This is a genomic window from Halotia branconii CENA392 (assembly GCF_029953635.1).
Lineage (GTDB): Bacteria > Cyanobacteriota > Cyanobacteriia > Cyanobacteriales > Nostocaceae > Halotia > Halotia branconii.
Window position 1 is genome coordinate 5748622 of the sequence record NZ_CP124543.1, and the last position, 25800, is coordinate 5774421.

Here is a 25800-nt window from a genome sequence, read left to right on the forward strand (position 1 = left end):
TATTTAACAAGCGCCACTTTTTTTGAATACTACCCAGATAGTTTTTAAAATTAAACTCAGGTCATAGGCTACCGACCATTTACGCTGATATTTTAGATCCATGCTGACGATGGTTTCAAAGTCTTCGATGCTAGAACGACCGTTAGCTTGCCATTCTCCAGTCATACCTGGTTTGACGCGCAATCTCTGCCAATGATGTGGTTCATAATGTATGACTTCATCAGGAGTAGGTGGACGAGTACCAACTAAACTCATATCTCCAACTAGAACATTCCAAAACTGAGGTAATTCATCTAAACTAGTGCATCGCAAAAATCTACCCACAGGAGTAATGCGAGGATCGTTAGCAGCTTTAAAGATGTGACCTTTGGCTTGATTTTTGACTAAATGTTTAAGTTTATCAGCACCAACCACCATCGAACGAAACTTCCAAATGCGGAAAGGCCGTCCATTCAAACCACAACGAACTTGGGAATAAAATATCGGCCCTGGATTGTTAGCAATTGTAGCAACTGCTACAGGAATTGCTACCAAGGATGTAATTGTCAGACCAATAATTGCTCCTAAAATGTCGATTGCTCGTTTTGTAATACTTGTAGTTGAGGGATGTAAAGGTTGTTGTGAGCAATTAACTGAATCAAGATGGGTAAAAATAGCTAAATTATTCACAGCACAATCTCTTTTATTAGAGGTAGAAGTAGGTATGGACATAAGTTGAGTTGAATATTTATTGATTTCCTGGTTAGTACTGAGTTTTTATTAAGTATTCATACAAACAAAATTTTAACCAGTAAAAAAACGGAAAGTTCAAAGTTTACATAATCTTTGTGGTTAAACTCAGTATTTTAAATTTTGCGTGTTTTTTCTCAAATAGAAATACAACAGCTGATCAGGAATTACGCAATTTGATGTCAAAGTAGGGGTAATTAGTGAATTATCGCTACGGAATAATGTGATATGTCAAAGAACAGATAACAGTATTATGCCGGAGGCGATCGCAACTTGAATTATTGACAATGCGTTACGCTGCGCGACAAGACAACGGTAATATTGGGAAGGAGAATCCACACCAAAATTTGCCTTTCCCACATTAAAATTTTTGATATTAGAGCTGACTTACCTTTAGTAAGAGTTTCAGCCTTATTCTGATGTAAATTCGCTGTAAGATAGCAATTAAATATACTTTAGACAATTAACCTTAAATAAAATAATCATCGCCCAGCCAAGACCTATGACAATTAAACAAATTGAGAAACTTAAAACTCCTAAATTTATCCAACAAATCGAGTCAACTCTAAAACCATTGGAGTTTTTGGAGCGTTGTGCCAAAAATTATGGAGAGCTGTTTTTTACTAATTCCTTTGGCAGTCTAGAAACTTTAGTTGTCAGTCATCCCCAGGATCTTCAAAAGTTATTTAACCCCACAAACAAAATTCTTAATGCTCCAGGTGCTGCTAATGAAATTTTCAAACCTCAACTTGGAGAAAACTCATTGATTGTACAAGATGGAGAACGTCATCAAAAACAGCGAAAGTTAATCATGCCTCCTTTTCATGGGGAACAGATGGTCAATTATGGGCAACAAATTTGTGAGATTACCCAACAAGTAATACAACACCTCAACCCAGGTGAAACCTTTATTGCTCGTCATCTCAGTGAAGAGATTACCATGACGATTATCTTAAAAGTAGTCTTTGGTATTGATGAAGGATTAAAATTTGAAAAACTGAAAAATTTAATGACAACTTGGCTGGGTTTGACTAGTTCACCACTCAGCGCCAGTATTTTATTACTTCCGTCTTTACAGAAAGATTTAGGTGTTTGGAGTCCTTGGGGAAAATATCTCCGTTTGCGACAACAGATTGATCAAATATTGATGACGGAAATATTGGAGCGTCGCCAACAAGTGCAATCGAGTCGTTTTGATATTCTGAGTTTGCTGATAGAAGCCAGATATGAAAATGGAGAGACTATGAGTAATGACGAATTAAGAGATAACCTTTTAACTTTACTCAATGCTGGTCACGAAACCACTGCTACGGCGATCGCTTGGGCTTTGTACTGGATTCACCAACAACCAAAAGTCTATCAGAAATTGTTGCATGAGTTACAAAATTTAAATACTCCCGACCCGATCAAAATTGCCCAACTTCCTTATCTGACAGCAATTTGTCAAGAAACTTTGCGGATTTATCCTGTAGTTCTTTTCACTTTTCCAAGAATTACTCTACGCTCTGTTAATTTAAGAGGATATGAAGTTGCTTCTGGGACATACGTGACACCTTGTATTTACCTAACTCATCGTCGAGAAGATTTATATCCCCAACCAGACAAATTTCAACCAGAAAGGTTTATTAATCGTAAATACTCATCTTATGAATTTTGGCCTTTTGGAGGAGGTTCTCGGCAATGTCTGGGTCAAACATTTGCTTTGTTTGAAATGAAATTAATTCTGGCGACGATTCTCTTAAATCATCAGTTGAAATTAGAGGAAAAAGTCCCTGTGACTCCAGCACGTCGAGGTTTTTTAATGGCTCCTCAAGGTGGAGTAAAAATGAGTCTTGTGAGTTGAGTGGTTTAATTTACAAGGTGAATTTCATTAATGAATTTACCGCAGTCGTTGGTTTCGACTACTTCGACTACGCTCAGTACAAGTTCGCTTAACCAACGAAAGAGTCGAGAGTTGAGCAAAGTCAAAACTCGTCAGCATTGGTGTTTTCTTCGCTAGAAATCATCCAAGACTGCGCCTAAAGATTAATGAGTAACAGAGGCAAAATTCACTGTGTATGGTTCCTCTAGTGACTGCTGAATACTAGCTTTAATAGCATTCAGATAGCGATGCAAAGCCAACATCTGTAGTAAATTAGGACGATAAGTGAGATTTCCTTGTTTTTCAAACAATGGTGCTGCTGCGATCGCTTGGTAGTCAGAATTTTCATGAGATTTCTGGGTCAGCCAAGTAGTATCCGAACTTGCAGGTATTAAACCAGGAGGTAATTCACCTTCTAAGAAAGCTAACAGGCGTTGTTGACAGATACTAGTATTAATGCCACGACCCTCGAACAACTGAAGAACTTCACCGAAAGATAAGGTTCTGTCTGGCAAAAGCCGCAGCAATTCGGTAAACAGAAAATAGTCAGTATACTGTTGTCTGGATTCTTCTAAAACCTGAGGATGTAGAGGTAGCATAGCGAGACCGTAGGCAACCCGACTACAATTAGGAGCGCCATTATCACCTAGATATAAATCCTGAATAATTTTAGCGTTAGGAAGTTTTTGCCGCAGCCAACTGTTGACAACTCCCAAGGAAGCCACCCCACCAGTCAAAATAGCTTGATTGATTGCTTCTGTAGGAATGCCACGAGCTACCAACAACTTGTTAAGTTCTCGGTTCAAGCGACGCACAAAGGGAATAAATACTTGACTTTCCAAGTCTCGCCGCTGGAATATCCACCGTTGATCAGCCAGTTCAAGGGTAAAAGATTCTTGGTGCTGCAAAATTAGCTTCAAAGCTAGAGCTGCATCTAGTACAGCTTGTCCTAGTAAGGAACTTTCTAGACGCTGCTGGAGGCGAATCCGAGCGTCAATATCTGGTTCTCCGACTCTGGGTAAATCTAATTCTTCTAAACCCAGACTCTGCCAATACATTTGGTCTATACCAGGAAAGGCAGTTTGCCATTGCCAAGGATTACTCATTGTTTTGTCATTTCCCTGGCTGGTAAAACGTGATTGTCGATACTTGGGTGGAACCAGTAACTGGCAAATTATATCTTGCTCAATGCCTTTACTAGCGTATGCAAAACCGTGTAGCATGAAGTCTTGGTGTGCTAATGGCAGCAGATTTTCTGGCAAATCGACTAGCGCCATTTCGGTTGCACTTGCTCCAATATTAATGGCAAGGGTGTTACCAACCTGGGGGTGATCGCTAGTTTTGGCTGGACGTAAACCTTGGCGATCGCTTAGTTGGACTGTTTCGCCATTTTCACCATCAAGTGCGCCCAGTAGACTGGCGATCGCTTCTTCTATAAAAAATACTTGTTGGGGATGTTGAACGAGTTTGCTAGTTAGTAAAGCTTCCCGCACATTGAAGCGATATTGTTCTGACCAGTTAGATGGACAAGTGCAGATAATACCAGCAATATTACTAATAATACTGTGGAAAGTTGGGGCATTAAAACCAACAGCCGTAGCAGTTAAACCCTGAGTGGTGCTATGGCGATCTGATTTGAGAGTTAATAATAATTTTGAGAGCGATCGCACTACCCAAATTAAAGGCCCTGCCGAAAATTCATTAAATTGCAATACAGGTTCCCATCTTTGTTGCCTACTCTTGTAGGGAATAGCTATCTGTAAATATGGCTTTAATTGCGCTGAATAGAGATTTTTTTGAGGAGCGATCGCTGATTCGGAACTAGTAAGATTTTCAGCTACTTGATCTTGTGCGCTTTCAGTCTCTCCATGAGGCACAGAAGCAGTAGGTAAATAAACCTCAGCTGGTAAACGAAATGATTGTTGAAATGAAGTAGTTCCTACTTGGTTTTCTGCTGACCAATAAATAGGATAAACAACACAACTAGAGCGATTCAACAAAGCCGCAGAAATTCCAGTTGTACCTAAATCAATTCCTAAATACCATACTGAGTCAAGAACACCGATTGCAATTTCTGAATTATTTGGAGAGTTGGAATTTGCAACTATAGACTGATCTGACTCAGAATTTGTAACTTCATTTTTTTTTTCAACTGTAGGGCTAAAGTCTAAATCAGCTTCTGTTTGAGGCAAAGATATAGGCGTAATCTTTTGCACTTCTGCATGAGGAAAAGCAACATCAGGTGTATTTTCTGTGGTTTGTTGCGGTTGGTTACTGTCTTCAACCCAACTTTCGGCACTATCCCAAACATTCATTGCCGGATTTAACTGTTCATCAAAATTTGCCAAATCTTGATGCAATTGCTGCAATTGCTGTTCGTCTAAAGAAATATCCTGTACGTTGGCAGGTTGGTTGATTTCTGGTGAGAGTAAATTCTCTTGGGGTGAAGCTGGAATGTAGTTATCTAAAAACTCTTCTTGCTGTTCATCTTCATTAATTACTACTTCTAAATTTTGAGTAACAGTTTGCTCTATTGGTGTTTCTGTCGGTAACTGCTCTTCAATATCAGCGAAGAGGTCACTTAAGTCACTTAAGGTTGTAATTGTGTCAATTCTTCTAGGCTGAATACTGTCCGCATCTAAAACTTCTTCTTCTAGTGAGATTGACAAATCCGTAGGTTTAGCTAAGTCAGTATCTTCATCAAAAAACAATGCTTGCCATGATTCTAGTGATAAGTCTATAGATTGCGTTGCATCATTTAGCGTTTCTGGCAGATTAGTTTGGCTTTGCTCCAAAAAACTTGGGTCTGATTTGTCGAGCCAAGGATCTGGCAATCCTGAGGTAGAATCTTCAGGGGAAGTAGGCGCGGTGTCAGGGATACTCGATGGTGATTCCTGATTACTGGGAACTGTAGGTGTAGTATCTGCAATATCCGACGGCGATAAATCTGTTGTTTCTGGGTTGACTTCAACACTAGGTTTATTAAAGCTACTATTGCCAAACAAACTAGCGTAAAGTTGATCTACTTCATCTGCATCACCCATTAACGTCGCATTATCTGACTGCAAACCCAATGGTTTAGCCTCATCTACACCCAACTCCAAAAGCATTGCATCTATATCTTCTGCTTCTGGATCAATAGCCGATACAGCCTCTGGTTCTATAAATTCTAAAGGCTGACTTTCGATCTCTGGTTCTATAAATTCTAAAGGCTGACTTTCGATCTCAGCATTTGTATAATCTGACTGTATTGTTTCTGAAGCAATAGTATTAAGTGATGGCAGCGGTTTATTTTCTTTACCTAGAGAAGTCGCAGATTGCGGCTGCAAATACTGTGTCAAATTGTTGAGGAAAATCTCCATCAACTGTTCGCCTTGCACTCCCGTACTGTGCATTCTAGCTAGAGATTGAGACAAAGACTCGTGATAAGTATTAATGTTGCGTTGTAAGGCATCAAATACAACATTTACAGTGCCATCTAGTGATAATAAGCGTTGATCTAAATCTCTAGCCAGTTGGGTTAACCTTTCGGTTTGATCTGAGGATTCTAAGAATGGCGTAGTTGTAGGAGGTGTTAGCTCTATGTTTTCGTCTTGATAGTTGGTTTGCAAAGAACTAGCAGAATTTACCAAATTCTCGGCCAGCTGCGGCGTTAAATTTGGGATGAGGCGAGTCATGAGTACTTGTAAAAACTCGGAGATCATCTGCTCTTGATTTTCCCACTGCTGGCTTAAAGAGTAGTGGTGCAGTCGCTTTTGTTCTAGCTGTCTAATTTCTTGTACAAGAGTAGCTCGCTCTTGCAACATCGCTGTCAATTCTGCTTGCAGAGGCTGTATAAGTGCCGAAAATTCGTTTTTTAACTGTTGGGATATAAAATTATTTTGTTCTTGGTCTGGTTGATTTTGTCCTGTTGAAGATTGGTCAACAAATTTTGCCAACAAAGGCGATCGCAGCGGTTGTTCTGTAGACTTGTTTAGGCGATCGTTTTCTTCTATCTGCACTAGGAAGTTGCGAACTCGCTCTAAAACCTCTTTTGGCTCTGGTGTCTGATTAGACAAAAGCCTAGGTAAGCGTTTACCACTGCTAGTCAGCAAGTTATCAATATCTGCAATCAGTTTTTTAATTTCATCTTCGCGGGAAGTCACTTTGAATTACCTTAGCTAGAACTGTACGTCAACTGGGATGGGAATTACTTAGCAATTACTGAAAGTACCGAGGTGAGAAACTGTTCTTGAGACTCCAATGACTAGGAATCGTAGCGATCGCGCTCAGCGCTTGTCTGAGAAAATTAGCTTGACAGCTAATTGAAGTCTAAGGATACAAAAGGTATTCCGAAGTTGTCAGCAGTTGTCAGCACAAGGTAGTTTACAAGGCGCTGTGCCCTCTCACCATACAGGCGATGTTACAGCCTCTCGGCTTCATATTATAAAAAACATAGAAAAATGCAACACCTAAGTAGATAGTTTGGGTTAGACGAACTCTTGACCACAGATACCAGATTTACAAGACAAATATCCTCCACTTTGCACCCACACGAGCAATCAATGTAACTAACGAGTGACTAAATGGCAAGATGGCATTTTTTTACTTGATTCTCGATTGCTGTAATTTTAAGTTAGCAAAAATTAACTTTATTCAGTATTATTGATGTTGGTTCTCAGTGTTTTTCAGTATTTATTAAGTAAATGGACAAAAATCTTTACAGCTATTGCAAAGTAGATAAAGCTCATCTCACCCTTGGAAGAGGCGGTATTTGGTGTTAGTGGTCAGTTGTTTTTGCTACTCATCACACTTCGGCTAGTGGTAGTTGAATCTCGACTTCGCTCGATTACCGCGCAGTCGAAACTCAACTGCCGCGCACTTGTACTGAAGCTATAAACTACTGTGTATAAAAGAATTTACTTAGTTTTGAAGCATAGGTGAAGATTATTGATCAACAACGCTCTTGTCATTTTCTGGTTTTACATGGTTTGTGCAGTACTGAGATGGTTTAGGCTGAAGGTAGGGCTTTTGTCTGTTGTGTATGTAGCCGCTGGAATAAAGATGCCGTAATGGAAGACTCGATCAATCCCTGGATATTCTCAACTCCCTTTTTTCAAGGGTTGCCAGAAGTTGCTGTGGAAATAGCCCTCACCCATCTTGTTACCCGCACACACCCAGCTAATCAAGTAATTTTGCTAGAAAATGACTGGGGCGGCTCAGTTTATTTTATCCTCGAAGGATGGGTAAAAATTCGTACTTACAATTTAGAAGGGAAAGAAGTAACACTAAATATTATTGGCAATGGGGAATTATTTGGTGAAATGGCGGCGCTAGATGAAGTACCTCGATCAACGGATGTGATTACCCTGACTCCTACAATTATTGGCAGTATACCATCTCAAGATTTTGTTAAGTTACTTTACACAGAGCCATTAGCAGGAGTCCGGTTGTCACAGCTAATGGCTAGACGCTTGCGACAAGTAAATCGGCGACTGCGCTTGCGGGAATCTGATAGTCAGTCACGGGTAGCAGACACCTTGTTATTTTTGGCAGATGGACAAGGCAAACAGAGACAGACAGGAACCGAAATTCCTAATTTACCTCATCGAGAGTTGAGTAGTTTAAGCGGACTAGCGCGGGAAACTGTTACAAGAGTATTGACAAGATTAGAAAAAAAAGGGTTGATTAAACGGGATCAAGACTCTATTTGTATTCCTGATTTGTTAGCACTGGAAAGAACGATCATTTAACAACTTCTCTAAGATGAGCATTTTAGATTCTTCACCAGACGAGCCAGAATCAGATCCATCGCCTGAATCTCCCAGCCCTCTCAATGGATGGTTAGATCAACACGAGCAATTAAAGCCACCTCAATTGAAAGTTGATGCGCCCTTGAGGATGGTGGAAACAGCGTTTTTAGCTAGTACTGCTAGCCTAATTTGGTTCATTAATTTTTATTTTCCCTTAGGGCCAATTTTACGGATATTTTTTCCTGTGCCGATCGCTTTAGTTTATCTGCGTTGGGGCAAACGTGCAGCCTGGATGTCAGCACTTACCTCTGGGTTATTACTATCGGTACTAATGGGGCCAATTCGCAGTTTACTATTTGTTATGCCCTACGCTTTTATGGGAGTACTTTTGGGAGCAACGTGGTATCGGCGTGTACCCTGGATTGCTTCTATCATTTTAGGTACATTATTGGGTACTTTGGGAGTCTTTTTTAGGCTGTGGTTGTTATCTGTTTTATCAGGTGAGGATCTGTGGATTTATTTAATTAATCAGGTAACAGAACTAACTGAGTGGATCTTTTTAAAGCTGCAACTATTAGCTATTCCTAATGTATTTTTGATTCAATTAGGGGCGATCGCTTTAATTATATTCAATAACTTGATTTATTTATTTATAGTCCATTTAGCAGCATGGCTGTTGTTAGATCGGCTGGGAAATCCTATCCCCCGTCCGCCGCGTTGGGTGCAAGTCTTGATGGATTATGAGTGACTTGATTCATGTTTACACCCAAATAGAACAGGGTAAGGCATGGACTGCTAAATATCGCGGTTGTTTGCCGATTTTTGCTTGTGTTTTAGGTTTTACAGAAACAGGATTAATTCCAGGAATTTCGGCAGCAGGTAGCACTCCCGCAGATCGCCAATATACTGCTTGTGCTGATGCTGAGTTTTTATATTCTGGCCCAGAACACCAGCCCCAATATTCTCTACCACCGTTAGCCGATGGAGCGTCACCTGTGCTGATTTCTCGCGCTGTAGTTGAGGCGCTGAAAATTCCTGTGTATTTGTTTAATGCTGGCTTACCTCAGTTCCCTGCTATACCAATCATTGATTTGGGGGGGGCGATCGCTCAGTGTGTAAGCAAAGGCGAAGCTATGGAATTGGCGATCGTCCATCACCTATTTCAGCAAGGATTACTTTGGGGTGAGCGTCTGGCGGCTGAAACTCCCCAAAGATATCTCATTTTAAGTGAGTGCGTTGTTGGAGGAACCACAACTGCTTTAGCGGTTTTAACAGGCTTAGGAATCAATGCTGTGGGAAAAGTTAACAGTAGTCATCCTGTTTGTAACCATGAGCAAAAATGGGCAGTAGTGCAAGCAGGACTAAAACGAGCATTTTCCCACAGAAAACTGATAATTGACCCTTTAGAACTCGTAGCGGCAGTAGGCGATCCCATGCAAGTGGTAGTAGCTGGGATGGCGATCGCTGCTAGTCGTAGTTGTGGTGTTTTATTGGGGGGTGGTACACAAATGCTGGCAGTTTATGCTTTGATTTGGGCGATCGCTCAAGCTTATAATTTATTTTGGCAACCTCACGAAGTAGTCGTGGGTACAACCCGTTGGGTAGCAGAAGATCCAACTGGTAGTACTATTGAGTTAGCCACCAATTTAAATCAAAAAAATCCTCCCCTACTGGTGACTCAGTTGAATTTGGCTAATTCTCGTTACCCCCAACTTCAAGCTTATGAACGAGGCTTTGTCAAAGAAGGTGTCGGCGCTGGTGCAGCTTGTATTGCCGCCCATCTTTACCAAGATTGGCAGCAAAATCAGCTTTTGGCAGCTATTGAAGACCAATTTCAGCGCCTGAGCCGATTCAATAGTCAATAATAAAAAGACCGGACTCATAGAGCTAACGGCAAATTCTGGGAATATTGACTACTGAATAGTTAATGAATTTTAGTGGATTCTATCTCTAAGTAATTGTTCTTCTAAAGCCGCAATGCGGTTATATGCGGCTGTTAACTGGGCGGTCAGTCGTTGTATTTGAATTTCGGGTGTTAAAATTTTGTCTTTGTCTTGAGGATTCATATCTAGATAAATACTATCTGTCAATACATCCTTGTGTTCCATTTCTGGATTTAAATTGGTTTTTCCTTTTAATTGGTAGTGTTTACCATCGCTATGTTCTAAATTATGATCTTTTGCTTGAGAGTTTGCTAAAGAACACTCTGAAAAAGTTTGAGCAACTTTAATGTCAAGCTGCTCAATTATCTGGCAGAGAGCATCTAGTTTATGGCTCAAAGTCAGAATCTGCTTTTGTAATGGCTCCATTTAATACTCTTATACGTAAATTTTCTCTATGTTATTCAATTTAGTGACAATCTTAACATTACTTATGAATTATTTAATTTTTTCAAATATTTCTGTCAGGATGCGATCGCTAAGTAGGGCTTGCTGAGGCGACAGCTATTGAAAAAATTATAACCGCCGAAAGCTACGATGGAGAAGTATCAGTAACTTAGGGCGGTTATTAAATATGCAATCGTTTTAGAAAACAGAAGAAAATAACTCAAATAAGGTGGACACTATTTGCAATCATCATCTTTAGCATTGAGCATCTTTAAAATTCCAATAGGCAGGCATATCTGGCTGTACGTTCAAAAACCTCCAAAAATCAAATAAACTTTAAGATCAAAACACTTTCACAAAGATGCAGCAATGAGATAGAGATTGCGAGGACACTAGAGCAGGAGGTACAGGCTCTAATTTCAAGGCTTTAGGTTTAATGAAGCTTTAACCTTCTTGTACCTTGTCCTTAATGTAGCATTCTCTTTTTTAAACTGATTCCTGTGTTTACTAAACTTGACTAGCATTAATTTGTCGCAACAATTCGGAAATTTTTCTTAAGAATTGTCTTAATTGGTACGCACTTCTACAGCGTATTTCACGTAAATAAAAGGGAACAGGGAACGGGCAACAGGCAACAGAAAAGCCAAGCCGCTCACAAGGGGAAGCCAGTCTCGTGGGCGGGTTTCCCGACTTGAGAGAACTGGTGAGGCAGTCGCTCAGAGGGGGTTTCCCCCATGAGGAACTGCCGTTAGCGTAGCGGTAGCGAGCTTGCGAGTGTCACCCGAAGGGCGTTGGAGTTTTACCTGACCCAAATGCAAGGATTTTTTCGCCCACTAAGACAGAAGTTGCTCCCCAAGAGGAGCAACTTCGGGGCTACTTGGCGCGCAGCCCCTCGTAGAGAAGGGGCTTAATTAAAATTTCAGAAATTGTTACTGAGCAGAGCCTCCTGTACTACTATCGTCAGTGGTAGAAGAACCACTATTAGATGTACCATTGGACTGGTCTGTACCTTGGGGCGAAGTGGTTGTAGAGGTATCACTGTTTGCGCCTGGACTAGAAGTGTTACTATCTGGACTACTTGAACTTGGTATTCTTCCAGGAATTGTCTGAGTTGCAGCAGGCGGTGTTTCTGTCCTAGGCTGTTGGGGTGGAACAGTAATATTAATATCTGGTGAAGAAGATGTAGCTGGAGGCGAAACCTGCTGTTGTGGAACTGGAACAGGTACTTCTCTAGTTCTTTCAATGATTGTAGTTTGTGGTTGAGGAGACGCGCTGGGGGCAGGACTACTATTACTGGGTACAGGAACCAAAACTGGTGTGGTGTTATCAACAGCTTCGTTGTTGCGTTGGTTGACATACCAAATAGCACCTGCAACTAAACTAACCAAAGAAGTCAGGATAATACCTAACAGTAGACCCCGTGAAGCATTGTTATTATCACGCTCAGCTAAATTAGCTTGCTGGTAATTACGCTCACTGTTGCGGCCATTTACGTAACCATTCTGGTAAGAGTTGGGATTAACAGTGCTGTTTTTGACTGTTTCAGTTGTTCGCGTTACATGAGCGCGGGTATTACCGTCTCTATCTGTATAAGTTTCTTGCTTGATCTCTCTATTTTCTTGATTATTAGGAATAGTCATAACTTTTGATTTCACTCCTCAATTTAATTTTTGAAAAATACAAAAGGTTTTAATTGGTTGAAAACGTTTTATGTATCTAAAGTTTTATTTGTTAGTTAACTTTAGATATGCTCAAGAATAACCTCTTTCATTAATCATCTGTATCTATCGTCAGGATGGATTATTAAATCCATCAAAAGAATGATTGTTGAAGCTTGTTTTTTAGCTTATTGGGTTAAGAGATAACTGATTGACAGGTTTTTAATATGGATTTTTGTCTCAGTAATTTCAATTATCAAGATTCATCCGAATAAATACTTATTTTATGAAGATTAGGCTAATTTTGGTTGAAGTAAATGTTAGTAATTCATGAAGCAAAAGTGAATTAACTGTATACGGTAGTGCATTAAAAGTAAGCTATAACGTACTTTAATTGAGATTTGTCGATAAATCAAAAATTTGCATATTACCGCCAACGCCGATTTAGCCGCAATAAATTTTTAATTTTTTGACATAACTTTTCTACAAGATATCTAGACTTTGATGAATATCTTTTTCTTGAATATCGTGATGTGGAAGCAGTTGTTTGAATGTTAAAACCTCCTTCTAGTTCTGCGGCTTTATTTAAATCTGAAGCGGCTCGATATTCATATCCTAGTTGAGAGCAAACTAACCCACGGTATTTATATGCTTCAATATAATGAGGGTTCAAACTAATCGCTTTTGTAAAGTCTGCGATCGCTTCTGAATATTTACCTTGAGTTGCATTCTCTACTCCCCAGTTATAAAAAGTTTCCGCATCCCAACGATTGACAGAGATTTTGATGGGATTTTTTGGATTTGTTGGTGAAGACTGATTTTCAGTAGATGCAGGTTGGGATGCAGATGGAAGTTCAGATTTGAGCGTATTGTAAGCTGCGTTGATTTTTTTGATTTTTGACTCAGCTTCTTGTTTTTGCTTTTGGTCAAAAAAGCGATCAGGATGCCAAGTTTTAACTAGCTGACGATAGGCCTGCTTGATCTGTGCCTGGGATGCACCAGGTGTTAACCCTAGAATTTCATAAGCATGATTGATGTCAAGGCGATCGCGCATACTGGAAATAGGCAACTATGTAAATCCATGTTAACTATTCCTGTACTTCCTCTTGGGTCAAACCAAACGCCTCATAGCGGCTACCACTGGGATGGTAGTAGCCGCCGCTTTTTTGAAGGTTGGTATTATCGCGTAACTTTACCTGATATTAGGCAAACCTTCGCCTTTATGTATTCCATTGAAGATCCCATTGGCGATAAACCCTATAGCGGTGGTGCAGCTCAAGTTCTCGGCCCTAATGATGAATATCTGTGTCGTACCTTTCCTGATGTGAAAAAATTTTGGGGTACTCAAGATGTTCTCGGTTTGGGTCATTGGGGTCAAACCAACCTCAATAGTCAAGCACTGTACCTATTACCACCAGAGTTTGAGCGTCATATTCAAGAAGGCTATCAAGCTACAGCGACCTTAAATCAGGGGATAATTTGCGATCGCGCTACTAATAATTATTGCCGTTGGTTATATGAAATTCAACCTGTATACTTTTGGGGAGACCAAAACAACATTCAGCAATCAACCGCTGGCTGGCTGTCATTTTTGCAAATTTTTGAGCCTGGATGGCAAATTTTGATGGCTCACGGCTTAGCTACTGGTTGGATTGATTGGAATGGCAAAATTTATGAATTTATTAATGCCCCAGCATATAGTGAGAAAAATTGGGGTGGTGCTTTTCCTCAAAAATGGTTTTGGCTTAACTGTAATAGCTTTGATAGCGAACCAGATTTAGCATTAACTGCTGGTGGTGGACGGCGCGGCGTGTTGTGGTGGATGGAATCGGTAGCCATGATTGGCTTGCATTATCAAGGCAAATTTTATGAATTTGTTCCCTGGAACTCAACAGTCAAGTGGAATATTCAGCCTTGGGGTAGATGGCAAATGCAAGCACGTTCTTTAGAGTATGAAATTGAGTTAACAGGAACTACACATCTACCTGGAACACCTCTGCGTGCGCCGACGGCAAATGGTCTTTTATTTTGTTGTCGGGATACCATGCAAGGACAGCTAGATTTAGAGCTAAGAAAAATTAGTGGTAAGAAATCTCAAACAATCCTCAAAGCCCAAAGTTCTCTTTGTGGACTAGAAATAGGTGGCGATTCTTGGGATGATTCTTGGCAATCTAACTAAAACTACTGCTATTATTATATTGCTTCGTAGTTGGGGCTGTAGCTCAGCTGGATAGAGCGAGCGCCTCCTAAGCGCTAGGTCGTGCGTTCAAGTCGCACCAGTCCCGTCTTCAAAACATAACATTAAAAATTAGTCAGGATTTTTGAGGAATTATCTGAATTTAATATAGGATAATCCATCAGAGCAGAGCTGATAACATTAATGCGCGATTACACTTGCATTAACAAAAAATCCGAATTAACACTTGGGTAAATTTGACAAAAATCTGCTACCCTACAATAGTTGTTTATATTTTTTCAGAGAAAATTTTGTCATAGCGATGAAGTCGTAGAGCCTTGAAAAATAATCTATTGTTTACAGGTAAATCATTTCGGTTTATGGTTCTTGCCTTACCGCTGTTAATGTGGTTAGGAGCAAAAGAAATACAAAACGAGTACAAGCAACCGCAAGCAGTAGTAGTGTTAGGCGGTTCAACAAAAAATCTAGAACGAGAAAGGTTTACAGCCCAGTTTGCCCGACAGCATCCAAATTTACCAATTTGGATTTCTGGTGGTAGTCCACCTAGATCTACTCAAAAGGTGTTCACTAAAGCTGGTATTGATTCCAAGCGTTTACATCTGGATTATGAAGCTGTAGATACTGTTACAAATTTTACTACTTTAGTGGATGATTTGCAAGTTCGCGGTATTAAGAGTGTTTATTTGATTACTTCAGATTTCCACATGCGGAGAGCTTGTGTCATTGGTGAGATAGTTTTAGGTAGTCGGGGTATTAGATTTCAATCGGTAGCAGTTCCTTCAGCAACTCGGTCTGAACCTGTAGAAAAGTCTGTCCGTGATGGTGCTAGGGCTTTACTTTGGGTAGCTACTGGTTATACTGGTGCAAATGAAGGTAAAAATAGGCACTAAATTGAAATAAAGAAATACCACCTCAAGTGAGTCAAAATAGTTTTGAGAATTTGTGATAAAAACTTGAGTCCTTTTCTTCTCAGCAATAAAGTTCTGACTATGAACTTATTTATGTTTTTATCTTTTACCCATCTTGTTTTGCTATTTCTTGTATCAAAACATAAGGCTGTAAGATAAGAGTATGAAATCGTTTACTATCTTCGTTTAACCCGCTGAGGGCATCGCCATTCCATTCTCCTATCTGTACTTCTGAAGGTTTGGCAATTAATTGTTGATCAATCCACTGTTGCACTAAGGCAATATTATCACTAGCGATCGCTACTCCTACATCTAGCAAATCCAAATTCCGCCCTACTACAATTACTGCATCCCTTTGTACATGAGGAATTAACCAATCCCATTCTGCCTCATCAAGGATTTCTGTTAATTCTGCTCTTAAATCTGACATAACTCCCCGTTTTTTTTGTTATCTACGACTAAATTTTACTAAACCTCTGCTTTCATCTCGTCAATTTCAAACAAAGATACAAGTACTCCAGCAATAGGAATAGAGATAAAAACACCCAGCAAACCTGCGACTTTAGCACCTATTAACAAAGCAAAAAATACTACTACAGGATTCAGATTAAGCGCATCTTGCATAACTCGTGGTGCAATTAAGTTGTCTTGTATTTGTTGAAGTACAATACAAGCTGCTAACACTTTTAATGCCAGCCAGACATTTTGAGATAACACTACTAAAGTGATTGTACTAACTCCTAATGTCGCTCCTATGCCTGGAATTATATCTAGTATGCCAACGATTAAAGACAATATTAAAGCAAAAGGTACTTTTAATAAAAAGAAAACTAAGAAAGTCGAAGTTGTTAAAAATAAGGTAAGTAACAATTGACCACGGAAAAAACCTAAAAAACTACGTCTAAGTATACGAGTAAATCTAGCGCGGCGCTGCGTTGGCACTATTTGGAGGATGAAGCCCCAAAGTTTTTCTCCATCCAATAACATAAAAAACGCCACAACTGAAATTAAAATAAACGTAACAAAGTTAGTCAAAAATTGTTGCAAAATAGCTAAACCAGTCACTAAAGAAGATATAGCCTGATTTCGCAATTGTTCTTCAATTACACTTAAGTCTATCTGAAGATTACGTTTTTGAAAAATTTGTTCTAATTGCTCTAATAAAGGTGCTAAAGAGCTTAAAAAAGTAGATATACTATCAATTAATTGTTGTCCTTGAGACAAAACTCCTAAACCCACAGTAATAATTAGGCTCCCGATAATGATGACGCTAGTCAAAAAAACCACAATTACTGCTATGCTTCGGGGCAAAAAACGCCGCAACCACTGTACAGGATAACTGAGTAAAAAAGCCAAAATTGTGGCAAATGTAAAAATAACTATGACCGTTTCAAAGTAAGCCAAAAGCTGAACAATAGCCCAGCCAGAAGCAACTAATAGTAAAAAGCGGACTAGTGCCAAATTATTCAACCGATTCCAAATATTCTTGGCTTTGAAGCCGCTCATATTACATTTCAAAAAGGTAGATAAGTACTATGTGATTTTTAGGCACAAAGTTTTACTGAATTGCTAAAGTAAGTTGATCTTCAACTTTATAGAAGGCAAGTGGCGATCGCTACCCCCCTAAAGCATATTTCCTTATCGCCCTAAGTCGTGCATATCATTAATTACTGTTGTACATTTTTGTGTTACCGCTTCCAGTTCCTCTTTATTTGTCGAACTAGGAGTAGTAATCACATTGCCAATTCTGATAGTAAGAGGAACTGCACGGGGTATTGCCGAACCTTTTGCTAAAATTTTCTCAGTTCCCCATACACTCACTGGTAACAAAGGTGCTTGTGCCTTAGCTGCCAACAATGCTGCGCCTCTTTTAGGGTCTGTAACTCTACCATCTGGGGTACGAGTACCTTGTAAGAAAACACCTACAGCCCAACCATTATGGAGATATTCTAGAGCTGAACGAATGGCAGTGCGATCGGCGCTTCCCCTACTGACTGGGTAAGCGCCATATAGTTTAATTGCTTGTGCTAAAACTGGGATTTCAAATAACTCTTCTTTGGCCATGTATGCCACTGGCCGCCCTACACAATTAGAGACAATCGGTGGGTCAAAGTAACTAGCATGATTACTCACTACTACTAGTGGTTGAGATTGGGGTACATTTTCCACCCCATAAATCTTTCCCCGGAAGTAAGCATGAAGCGTAGGGCTGACAACCGACCATTTAAAGGCGTGGTAAAGTGCCAGACTAATAAACGGTTCGCGGTTTCTACTCACAGAAAATAATTTAATAAAACTGAATTTAGCATAAGCGATCGCCAGCACTTTTAATCAAATAAGCTCTCTACTGTATATGAATCAAAAGAAGCCTCAATGAGGCTCCTTTTTCAAAAACTGGGAATGAAGTTTTACCTACTTCACAGTTACTTTACCACCAGCTTCTTCGATGCGTTTCTTCGCATCTTCAGCGGCATCCTTGGGAAGAGCTTCTTTAACTGACTTGGGTGCAGCTTCCACCAAATCTTTTGCTTCTTTGAGACCTAAACCAGTGATTTCCCGGACAATCTTCAGTACAGCAATCTTTTTATCAGCAGGAACTGATTCTAAAATCACATCAAATTCGGTCTTTTCTTCTACTGGTTCAGCAGCCGCAGCACCGCCACCACCAGGAGCCATCATCATCATGCCACCAGCAGGTGCAGCAGCACTCACGCCAAAAGCTTCTTCAATTTGTTTAACTAATTCAGATGCTTCCAACAAAGACAAAGTTTTCAATTGTTCTAAAATTTGATCGGTTGCAGCAGACATTGATATAACTCCTGTAATGTGATTTTTTTTGTCAATTTATGGTCAGTTTCACTTCAAGATAAAATCTTGGCTTGGCAAATTTATTCAGCAACAGTTTCAGTAGCACTTTCAGCACTACCATCTTGTTCTTTGTCAGCCTTAGCCTGTAAGGCACGAGCCAGCGAACCGGGAACTTCGTTGATACCCACAGCAATCTTCGTAGCCAAAGCATTGATAGCTCCGGCAATTTGAGCGATGAGCTGTTCCTTGGATGGCAAATCTCCTAGAGCTTTGACATCTGTTTCTTTGAGCAGTCGGCCTTCCATAACGCCGCCGCGAAGTTCTGTCTTCTTGGTGGCTTTCTGGAAATCTTGGTAAGCCTTAATTGCAGACGAGAAATCCTCTTTAACTAACAAAAAGGCAGAAGCACCTTGCAGCAATTCCGACATCGGCTGCCATTTTTCCTCACCTTCAATAGCAATGCCCATTAAGGTGTTTTTAGTCACTTTGCAAACAGCACCACTAGGACGCAGTCGCTGCCTTAAGTCAGTGATTTGAGAAACTGTTAGCCCCTGATAGTCAATGACCAGTGCCAAAGTTGACTCATTCAAAGTTTCTTTGAGGTCAGCAACTATCTCTTTTTTACTTTCTAACGTTCTACCCATATTCGTTTCACCTCCAAGGGCAAAATCATCGATTTTCCCTACTTAATACGTTTTGTTCTGACCACCTTAAAACAACAAACCCCAGCTATTTTAGCCGGGGTTTAGCAGCAATACTCTTTACTGACTCACATTTATACCTTAAAGGTAGTAGGCAATTAGAGCGTTAACCTAGGCAGGAAATTAAGCTAATAATTAGCACCTGCTGTCTCCGGCTTTATTTATTTTGTTTTGTTAGTTGTCAGTTGTCAGTTGTCAGTTGTTTTTTATTTGCCACTGACCATTGACAACTGACTAGTGACTAAAGTTAAGCTGCTTCGGTCAGTTTCAAATCCCGTAGGGCGCTGACATCGATACTAATCGATGGTCCCATAGTGGCAGACACATATACTGTGCGCCAATAACGACCTTTAGCTCCTGAAGGACGGTTACGGTCAATTGTTTCTTGCAACGCCTTCAAGTTGATTAACAAATCTTCAGGCGAGAAGGATACTTTCCCAAACATAACATGGACAATACCAGTCCGATCAGCTCGAAATTCTAATTTACCAGCTTTAAATTCTGCGATCGCACTTGCTACGTCAAATGTTACCGTTCCACCTTTGGGCGATGGCATCAAACCACGAGGACCTAATAACTTACCGAGCTTCGCTACCTGCGGCATGACATCCGGTGTGGCAATCAACTTATCGAAATCCATCATCCCTTGTTGAATTTCGTTAATCAATTCTTCTGAACCAGCTAAATCCGCACCAGCATTGCTTGCTTCTGTAACTTTTTCACCCCTAGCGATTACCGCTACCCGGACGGCTTGTCCTGTACCTTTGGGCAGCGCTACCGTTGTCCGTAACTGTTGGTCTGTATATTTAGGATCAATCCCTAGCCGGATATGTGCTTCAGCGGCTTCGGGAAATTTGGCTGTTGCAGTCTCTTTGAGAAGGTTTAAAGCTTCTAAAGGTGCATAATCCCTGTCTTCTATTTTTTCTTGCAGCGCTTGCAAACGGCGCGATATTTTTTTTGCCATTTTTTCTCCTGGGGTAATTCCGAAGCTTGGCCTCTCCCCCGATAAATTTTTTTTGTCAGTGGTCAGTTGTCAGTTGTCAGTTGTCAGTTGTTTCTTTACAACTGAACTAATTACCAATAACTAATAACTAATCTGTGATTGTGACACCCATATTCTTAGCAGTCCCGCCCACAATTTTCATCGCCGCCTCTATGTCGTTGGCGTTGAGGTCAGGCATTTTTGTTTGGGCGATTTCTTGCAGTTGGGCTTTGGTGATTGTCCCAACTTTCTTTTTGTTGGGTTCATTTGAGCCTCTTTCGATTTTCGCTGCCTTGCGAATCAGTACTGATGCTGGTGGTGTTTTTAGTACAAATGTAAAACTCCGGTCTTCAAAAACCGAAATTTCTACAGGTATTACCATTCCAGCTTGGTCTGCTGTTTTGGCGTTGTACTCTTTGCAGAACATCATGATGTTCACACCATGTTGACCCAATGCCGGGCCTACTGGCGGTGCTGGGTTGGCTTTCCCAGCATTTAAGGCCAATTTAATGACCGCTACTATTTTCTTCGCCATCTGTGTTTAACTTTGTTTCTCAACCTGATTAAATTCTAATTCTACGGGTGTGTCCCGCCCAAAAATCGAAAGCAGGGCTTTCAGCTTACTGCGCTCTGGACTGACTTCAATCACCTCGCCTTCAAAGTCTTTAAATGGACCAGAAAGCACGATAATCTTGTCACCAGTAGCCATGTCAATTTTGACAATCGGCTCTTGTTCTGTAGTCTGTTTGAATATCCGTTCTACTTCGGAGTGACCCAAAGGTACAGGTTTAACGTGACCACGACCCCTAGCGCTACCACGTTTTTGTTCTGCTCCCACAAAGTTAATTACATGGGAAGTATTTCGCACTACTTGCCAGGAATCATCATCCATTACCATCCGTACTAGCACGTAGCCAGGAAAAACTTTTTCTTCTGTGTGCTGCCGGCTGCCATCTTTGCGGATTTTTACCGCTGGCGTATGGGGAATTTCTACCTGAACAATTTTTTCAGCGACATCAAACGTTTGGATGCGTTGTTCTAAGTTTGTCTTGACACGTTTTTCACAGCCTGAGGCTACTTGCACTGCATACCAGCGTGCTTCGTTGAGCGCTGTTTCTGCTGTTTCCTCAGACTGCAAACCTGAGTTAAGTGGTTCGTCTGTTGCGGAAGTCATCAAAACACCTGTTTTGCAGCCCAACCAAAAAATCCATCGACCAAATAGATTAAAGAAGCGGAGAGTGTCACCATGAGCAATACAGCCGCTGATTCGCTCACCAACTGCTTGCGACTAGGCCAAACTACTTTCTCCAGTTCTTCTCTAGTTCCCTGAAAGAAGTTGACAAAACTAAACCCATTTGTGGTTTCTGGCATTTCTGCTTCATTTTTTTTGGCCACAGTCGTTAATCTCCCCGTTTCTTATACAGCTATATCCTGCTTGCTAATTTGCGCTCAGGTTTACAGCTTCAAATCCATCCTACTTACCTAAAAGCAAAAAAGCTGTAAATTATTATTTAAATAATTATACCCGAAATCATTAGCACTAACTGCTATGTTAGCAGCTGTGCTATTGTTCCGGGCTGTATTTCTTGCTTTTGAGCGCGCCCTGGAGGACTTGAACCCCCGACATCAGGTTTTGGAGACCTGCGTTCTACCAACTGAACTAAGAGCGCACAAGCTGGATTGGATTCAGTTATTGCGCTGAACTTTTAGTTTAACGCAACGCGATTCTTATCTTACCCTATTTTTGTCTAGAGAACAAATCAGCGGCAAACGCCGCTTCTTGTTTCGTAGAGATTTTTCCCACACCCTGATATAACATCATAAAGAACGGTCAAACCGTTGCTTGATGCGGGTAGCTTTACCGACGCGATCGCGCAGATAATATAGCTTAGCACGCCGTACTTTACCACGACGCACGACTTTGATATTGTCAATCCGGGGAGAATGCAACAGAAAGACCCGTTCTACACCTACGCCTTGGAATACGCGGCGAACTGTAATAGTTTCATTAATGCCGCCGTTACGTTTGGCAATTACAACTCCTTCATAAGGTTGTACACGGTATTTTTCGCCTTCTTTGATTTTCACCCCGACTTTTATAGTATCACCTACATAAATTGTAGGAAGATCAGATTTTAGTTGTTCCGCTTCAATAGAACGGATAATCTCTTGAGCGCTCATGGTCTGTATGCTTTAAAAACTCACAATCATTAATCATAAATCGATCATCCTGTTTCAGTCTACTGAATTTCAAGATTGAGATTTTTACCGATACAGCAGCATAGTCAGGGAAGCTATATTGCAGAAGATTGAGATGCAAGTGTGATATTTATGAAATTTAGCGTCGTCATTACTACTTATAACCGTTTAGATTTGCTTTGCCGAGCGATTGATTCTGCACTTAACCAGACAATTCCTTGCGAGGTAGTTGTTGCTGATGACTGTTCTAGTGAAGATACTGAAACATATATCAGAAGTTTGGGTGAGTCGGTTGTCTACCACCGTAATGAGGTTAACAAAGGTCATGCAGCAACGGTCAATGCTGGAGTGCAAAAAGCCAGCGGCGACTGGATTAAATTTTTGGATGATGATGACTATTTAGATAGTAAGTGTATAGAACAAATGGCAAAAGCGATCGCACTTTGCCCTGAGGCTGTCATTTGCTCTTGTATTGCGGCTCAAGTAAATGCTGATGAAGTTGAATTAAGTCGTACCCCGCAAGTAGGGTCTGGTTTAGCTTGTTATATCCCTCAAGCAGATATTCATTATGGAATGCTCTTAGAAGTTGTGCCTTTTGGTACACCTGTACAAGTCGCCTGTCAAAGGGAAGCTTTTTGTAAAACTGGCGGTTGGGATTCCCAGCTTGATGCTAACTGTGATGATATTGATTCTTGGATTCGCATTGCTCAATTTGGTGAAGCTATTTTTATTAATCAATGCCTTGCCTACCGGACTATTTGGCCTGGTGCTTATAATCAAAAGTTTTCTTTATCTCAAAGGCTAGAGACAAATATTTTAATGAAAGAAAAAATATATGCCTTAATTGCCGAAAAACATCGCTCCCATGTTCCTGCATTTGAGGATATTAAAAATTACCTCAAACTACATTGGATTTTGGTAGCACTGAAGCAAAAAAACCTGCAAAGCTTTGTATCAATGTTAGATAAATCTTTATTTTCTCCTTTTGCTTGGCGACTTTTAGTAACTGCTATCTTTTCCCGTCAATCTCACACCTCCAACTCTCCAATTCGTAAATGTGTATTGATTGAGTCAGGACTTACGGATGGTTGACTGAATAACGTAGACACAGGCTTACCGTTTGCGGATCTACGTTACAAAAATTTACTTTGACAAAGGGTTTTAGCCTTAACTGATACAAATTTACTTATCTCCAAAAAATAGATCTTTTGCTAATTTTTAGCAAAAGATCTATACACTTTTCACGAGAATAAAAATACTTATTATTAACTTTTCTCATTAATACAGTAGGAACTTAGTTACCAGTCCCAGCGAATCTTGCTACGGGTATTGCTATTTCCCGCAGATTCTCTGAATCTTGATGTCTATCTTGATTAGCAAAATGCTTGTCCATAACTGCGGGAACTTGTGCAGCTTGAATCCGGCTATAGCGAGTTTTATCTGGCATTACTATGTTGGGGCCAGCCTTGCAGTTTTTCATGCAGCCAGTACCTTTGATATTTACTTGGTCTTCTAAACCGCGATCGCTTAGACTTGCTTCTAGTGCCTGACAAACTCCTTTAGCACCGCGTTTCATACAGTCAGACTTTTGACACACTAAAATCGTAGCTTTAGTTTTAGCTGGTTTGGTTTTGGCGTGATGATCTTCTGGGGGTTGCTGTCCTGGTGTGAGAGTCGGAACTTTCCCCATATCACTTTGCGCTGCCATTACCTGTTCAGCCTTCAGTGTCACTATGTCACTTTTTTTATCATATTTTTTTTCACCAACAACTTGTAACCAAGTGCCTGGAGGTAATCTCCAGTCAAAATTAGCTCTTAAATGTTTTGCAAGTTTTACATAGCACTCACCTTCAGAAGTTGCTAATGTCAAGCCTTTGAGTTTATAGCCATCTTTAATAACAAAATCAATAAATCTTCCTTCTAGGCGAAATTCTGAAATTTTCTGATTGTGAGATGCACTCATGTTGTTTGACCTATTTTTTACTAAAGTGAGCCTAAGACATTTAAGTGAGCTGCTTTGAACCGCCGCCAATTATTACAAGTGTTGGTCACGACTATGCCAACTATGTTCAAGAGTCCAAATTAAGTCTTGACGAGAAGCTGTAAATCGTCGCATCACACACCAAAGTTGAAAAGCTGCCGTAGGATTGCCAATTTCGACTTTCAATGGTTGGTTGGCCTCACACCAACAAGGAATATCTAGCTCTTGTAAGCGTTGATAGATTTGCCAGCGGTCTGCCCAACTAACCTCAACAACGTGCTTATTTTCTACTTCTGAACTAAACGATTTCAAAAGACTAGCCCCCAAAGTGCAACTAAATTGCAGTAACTACTATGCTTTTACTCGCCGACGTTTAGCATTCCTGGGAATACAACTTCTTTTCTAAGCATAACTTAAGTGCAAACAATTCTCAATTAGTTTAGCAAAAAAATATAAAAAATTCGTAATAATTCCCTGTTGCAAGCGAGAAAAGCAGAATAGGGGATAGGGCATCCCTTCGGGAATTAAAAATTAAAAATTAAAAATTGATTCGATTTCATTCCCCCTGCCCCTCTGCTCCTCTGCTTCCCCTGCTTCCCCTGCCTCTTCCCCTGCTCTGTTTCTGTGTTCATTTCACTAATAAGTAAAATTTGCACTTTTAAAGACAGATAATCCGAAACTTTATGATATTGAATAGTCTTGCTTTTGTTTTTAAAATGTTAAGATGTAAAGGCTAAACAGTTGGCATCCATAACTGCTAAAAAGAGGGAGAACAATGTCTGATACGCAAACTATGTTACAAAATTTTGGTCAGGTATATGACAATCCTGTTTTGCTGGATCGCAGTATAACTGCTCCGGTAACCGAAGGATTTAATGTCGTATTAGCTAGTTTTCAGGCACTTTATTTACAGTACCAAAAACATCATTTTGTAGTTGAAGGTGCAGAATTTTACTCACTGCATGAATTTTTCAACGAAAGTTATGACGAAGTTCAAGACCATGTCCATGAAATTGGTGAGCGCTTAAATGGACTGGGTGGTGTGCCAGCCGCTAGTTTCAGCAAACTAGCAGAATTAACCTGCTTTGAGCCAGAAGCCGATGGCGTATTTTCTTCTCGCAAGATGGTAGAAAATGATCTAGCGGCAGAACAAGCCATCATCAATGTGATTCGCCGCCAAGCGGCTCAGGCAGAGAGCTTAGGCGATCGCGGCACACGCTATTTGTACGAAAAAATTCTCTTAAAAACTGAAGAAAGAGCTTATCATCTGGCTCACTTCCTTGCTAAAGACAGTTTAACCTTGGGGTTTGTTCAACCTGCTCAAAACTAATAGCCTCATCATCTAGATTGGTTGACTCTAGACTGAAGAAAATGTTGGCGAACCAAGGTCTTAAAAAAATATAAAGAATGGCAGAGAAATGATACATATCTCTGCCATTTTTAATTTAAATCAATAAAACAACACAAGATATAGTTTTAATCAGGGATAGATATTAAAAATTATTGGCAATAAGCTAGCTAGGAAATTTTCTTATTCAAGTTGATTATATAAAAATAACTGTTAGAAGTAAGTGTAGAAAATAAATATTGAATTATTGCAAAAATTATTAGTTTAAATCAAAACTATTAGCAAGCAGCTAGGAAATTATTTCTTGGGAATTAACTAAAATTAGACATATACAAAAATAGAGATAATGGAAAATATGAGGTAGATCAA

At 40.1% G+C, this 25800-nt stretch carries 25 protein-coding genes, 2 tRNA genes and 1 other annotated feature; of the genes, 9 read left to right on the plus strand and 18 right to left on the minus strand.

Annotation, left to right across the window (positions count from 1 at the left end; translation table 11 throughout):
* Nucleotides 1-3 precede the first annotated feature (3 nt).
* Nucleotides 4-711: a sugar transferase gene (locus tag QI031_RS25420; protein ID WP_281482366.1), complete on the minus strand. Its 708-nt coding sequence runs from the start codon at nucleotides 709-711 to the stop codon at nucleotides 4-6.
* A gap of 520 nt (nucleotides 712-1231) precedes the next feature.
* Between QI031_RS25420 and QI031_RS25425 the strand changes: the two genes are divergently transcribed.
* Entirely contained in the window at nucleotides 1232-2572 is a 1341-nt protein-coding gene (locus QI031_RS25425) for a cytochrome P450 (RefSeq protein WP_281482367.1), read from the plus strand.
* 182 nt (nucleotides 2573-2754) lie between these two features.
* Here QI031_RS25425 and QI031_RS25430 read toward each other — a convergent pair whose 3' ends face one another.
* Nucleotides 2755-6735 carry a hypothetical protein gene (locus QI031_RS25430; RefSeq protein ID WP_281482368.1) on the minus strand — a complete coding sequence of 1327 codons (3981 nt, stop codon included), beginning with the start codon at nucleotides 6733-6735 and terminating at the stop codon, nucleotides 2755-2757.
* A gap of 906 nt (nucleotides 6736-7641) precedes the next feature.
* Here QI031_RS25430 and QI031_RS25435 point away from each other — a divergent pair.
* The 3 genes from QI031_RS25435 to cobT are packed head-to-tail and all read left to right on the plus strand — an operon-like array spanning nucleotide 7642 to nucleotide 10187.
* The gene (locus QI031_RS25435; RefSeq protein WP_281482369.1) at nucleotides 7642-8322 is read left to right on the plus strand and encodes a Crp/Fnr family transcriptional regulator; all 681 of its coding nucleotides are present in this window, start codon (nucleotides 7642-7644) and stop codon (nucleotides 8320-8322) included.
* A 13-nt stretch (nucleotides 8323-8335) separates the two neighbouring features.
* Entirely contained in the window at nucleotides 8336-9070 is a 735-nt protein-coding gene (locus tag QI031_RS25440) for a DUF2232 domain-containing protein (RefSeq protein WP_281482370.1), read from the plus strand.
* A 1-nt stretch (nucleotide 9071) separates the two neighbouring features.
* Nucleotides 9072-10187 (plus strand): nicotinate mononucleotide-dependent phosphoribosyltransferase CobT, encoded by a 1116-nt coding sequence (gene cobT, locus QI031_RS25445; RefSeq protein ID WP_281486119.1) that lies wholly within the window; start codon nucleotides 9072-9074, stop codon nucleotides 10185-10187.
* A 69-nt stretch (nucleotides 10188-10256) separates the two neighbouring features.
* On the opposite strand, the gene QI031_RS25450 is transcribed toward cobT, so the two are convergent.
* The 3 genes from QI031_RS25450 to QI031_RS25460 form a co-directional block, all read right to left on the minus strand.
* Nucleotides 10257-10631 (minus strand): hypothetical protein, encoded by a 375-nt coding sequence (locus QI031_RS25450; protein WP_281482371.1) that lies wholly within the window; start codon nucleotides 10629-10631, stop codon nucleotides 10257-10259.
* Nucleotides 10632-11578: 947 nt separating this feature from the next.
* On the minus strand, nucleotides 11579-12289 hold the full coding sequence (locus QI031_RS25455) for a hypothetical protein (RefSeq protein WP_281482372.1): 711 nt from the start codon (nucleotides 12287-12289) through the stop codon (nucleotides 11579-11581).
* Between the two features lie 445 nt (nucleotides 12290-12734).
* Entirely contained in the window at nucleotides 12735-13361 is a 627-nt protein-coding gene (locus QI031_RS25460) for a J domain-containing protein (RefSeq protein WP_281482373.1), read from the minus strand.
* A 27-nt stretch (nucleotides 13362-13388) separates the two neighbouring features.
* Between QI031_RS25460 and QI031_RS25465 the strand changes: the two genes are divergently transcribed.
* The 3 genes from QI031_RS25465 to QI031_RS25475 all read left to right on the plus strand — a co-directional run bounded on the left by QI031_RS25465 (nucleotide 13389) and on the right by QI031_RS25475 (nucleotide 15394).
* Nucleotides 13389-14486 (plus strand): tocopherol cyclase family protein, encoded by a 1098-nt coding sequence (locus QI031_RS25465; RefSeq protein ID WP_281486120.1) that lies wholly within the window; start codon nucleotides 13389-13391, stop codon nucleotides 14484-14486.
* A gap of 32 nt (nucleotides 14487-14518) precedes the next feature.
* Nucleotides 14519-14592, plus strand: a tRNA-Arg gene (locus QI031_RS25470).
* A gap of 271 nt (nucleotides 14593-14863) precedes the next feature.
* Nucleotides 14864-15394, plus strand: a complete 531-nt coding sequence (locus QI031_RS25475) for a YdcF family protein (RefSeq protein WP_281486121.1) — start codon at nucleotides 14864-14866, stop codon at nucleotides 15392-15394.
* Between the two features lie 124 nt (nucleotides 15395-15518).
* Here QI031_RS25475 and QI031_RS25480 read toward each other — a convergent pair whose 3' ends face one another.
* The 11 genes from QI031_RS25480 to rplS all read right to left on the minus strand — a co-directional run bounded on the left by QI031_RS25480 (nucleotide 15519) and on the right by rplS (nucleotide 22084).
* On the minus strand, nucleotides 15519-15842 hold the full coding sequence (locus QI031_RS25480; RefSeq protein WP_281482374.1) for a DUF2288 domain-containing protein: 324 nt from the start codon (nucleotides 15840-15842) through the stop codon (nucleotides 15519-15521).
* Between the two features lie 38 nt (nucleotides 15843-15880).
* Entirely contained in the window at nucleotides 15881-16918 is a 1038-nt protein-coding gene (locus tag QI031_RS25485; protein ID WP_281482375.1) for an AI-2E family transporter, read from the minus strand.
* A 132-nt stretch (nucleotides 16919-17050) separates the two neighbouring features.
* Nucleotides 17051-17689, minus strand: coding sequence for a lysophospholipid acyltransferase family protein (locus QI031_RS25490; RefSeq protein WP_281482376.1), 639 nt, complete (start codon nucleotides 17687-17689; stop codon nucleotides 17051-17053).
* A 135-nt stretch (nucleotides 17690-17824) separates the two neighbouring features.
* A complete protein-coding gene (rplL, locus tag QI031_RS25495; RefSeq protein ID WP_281482377.1) occupies nucleotides 17825-18220 on the minus strand; it encodes a 50S ribosomal protein L7/L12 in 396 nt (131 codons plus the stop codon).
* 80 nt (nucleotides 18221-18300) lie between these two features.
* Nucleotides 18301-18864, minus strand: coding sequence for a 50S ribosomal protein L10 (rplJ, locus tag QI031_RS25500; RefSeq protein ID WP_281482378.1), 564 nt, complete (start codon nucleotides 18862-18864; stop codon nucleotides 18301-18303).
* Between the two features lie 64 nt (nucleotides 18865-18928).
* Nucleotides 18929-19094, minus strand: a sequence feature (ribosomal protein L10 leader region).
* Between the two features lie 74 nt (nucleotides 19095-19168).
* Nucleotides 19169-19885, minus strand: a complete 717-nt coding sequence (gene rplA, locus QI031_RS25505) for a 50S ribosomal protein L1 (RefSeq protein WP_281482379.1) — start codon at nucleotides 19883-19885, stop codon at nucleotides 19169-19171.
* 127 nt (nucleotides 19886-20012) lie between these two features.
* Nucleotides 20013-20438: a 50S ribosomal protein L11 gene (rplK, locus tag QI031_RS25510; RefSeq protein WP_281482380.1), complete on the minus strand. Its 426-nt coding sequence runs from the start codon at nucleotides 20436-20438 to the stop codon at nucleotides 20013-20015.
* A 6-nt stretch (nucleotides 20439-20444) separates the two neighbouring features.
* The gene (gene nusG / locus QI031_RS25515; RefSeq protein WP_281482381.1) at nucleotides 20445-21077 is read right to left on the minus strand and encodes a transcription termination/antitermination protein NusG; all 633 of its coding nucleotides are present in this window, start codon (nucleotides 21075-21077) and stop codon (nucleotides 20445-20447) included.
* Entirely contained in the window at nucleotides 21077-21298 is a 222-nt protein-coding gene (gene secE, locus QI031_RS25520) for a preprotein translocase subunit SecE (protein WP_281482382.1), read from the minus strand. The genes nusG and secE overlap by 1 nt, the downstream gene beginning before the upstream one ends.
* A gap of 202 nt (nucleotides 21299-21500) precedes the next feature.
* Nucleotides 21501-21573: transfer RNA gene (locus QI031_RS25525), tRNA-Trp, on the minus strand.
* Nucleotides 21574-21721: 148 nt separating this feature from the next.
* A complete protein-coding gene (gene rplS, locus QI031_RS25530) occupies nucleotides 21722-22084 on the minus strand; it encodes a 50S ribosomal protein L19 (RefSeq protein WP_281482383.1) in 363 nt (120 codons plus the stop codon).
* Between the two features lie 150 nt (nucleotides 22085-22234).
* Between rplS and QI031_RS25535 the strand changes: the two genes are divergently transcribed.
* Nucleotides 22235-23194 (plus strand): glycosyltransferase family 2 protein, encoded by a 960-nt coding sequence (locus QI031_RS25535; protein ID WP_281482384.1) that lies wholly within the window; start codon nucleotides 22235-22237, stop codon nucleotides 23192-23194.
* Nucleotides 23195-23396: 202 nt separating this feature from the next.
* On the opposite strand, the gene QI031_RS25540 is transcribed toward QI031_RS25535, so the two are convergent.
* Nucleotides 23397-24065: a (2Fe-2S) ferredoxin domain-containing protein gene (locus QI031_RS25540; protein WP_281482385.1), complete on the minus strand. Its 669-nt coding sequence runs from the start codon at nucleotides 24063-24065 to the stop codon at nucleotides 23397-23399.
* 72 nt (nucleotides 24066-24137) lie between these two features.
* Nucleotides 24138-24395: an Asr1405/Asl0597 family protein gene (locus tag QI031_RS25545; RefSeq protein ID WP_281482386.1), complete on the minus strand. Its 258-nt coding sequence runs from the start codon at nucleotides 24393-24395 to the stop codon at nucleotides 24138-24140.
* Nucleotides 24396-24858: 463 nt separating this feature from the next.
* Between QI031_RS25545 and dpsA the strand changes: the two genes are divergently transcribed.
* On the plus strand, nucleotides 24859-25413 hold the full coding sequence (gene dpsA / locus QI031_RS25550) for a DNA starvation/stress protection protein DpsA (protein ID WP_281482387.1): 555 nt from the start codon (nucleotides 24859-24861) through the stop codon (nucleotides 25411-25413).
* The last annotated feature ends 387 nt before the right edge of the window (nucleotides 25414-25800 follow it).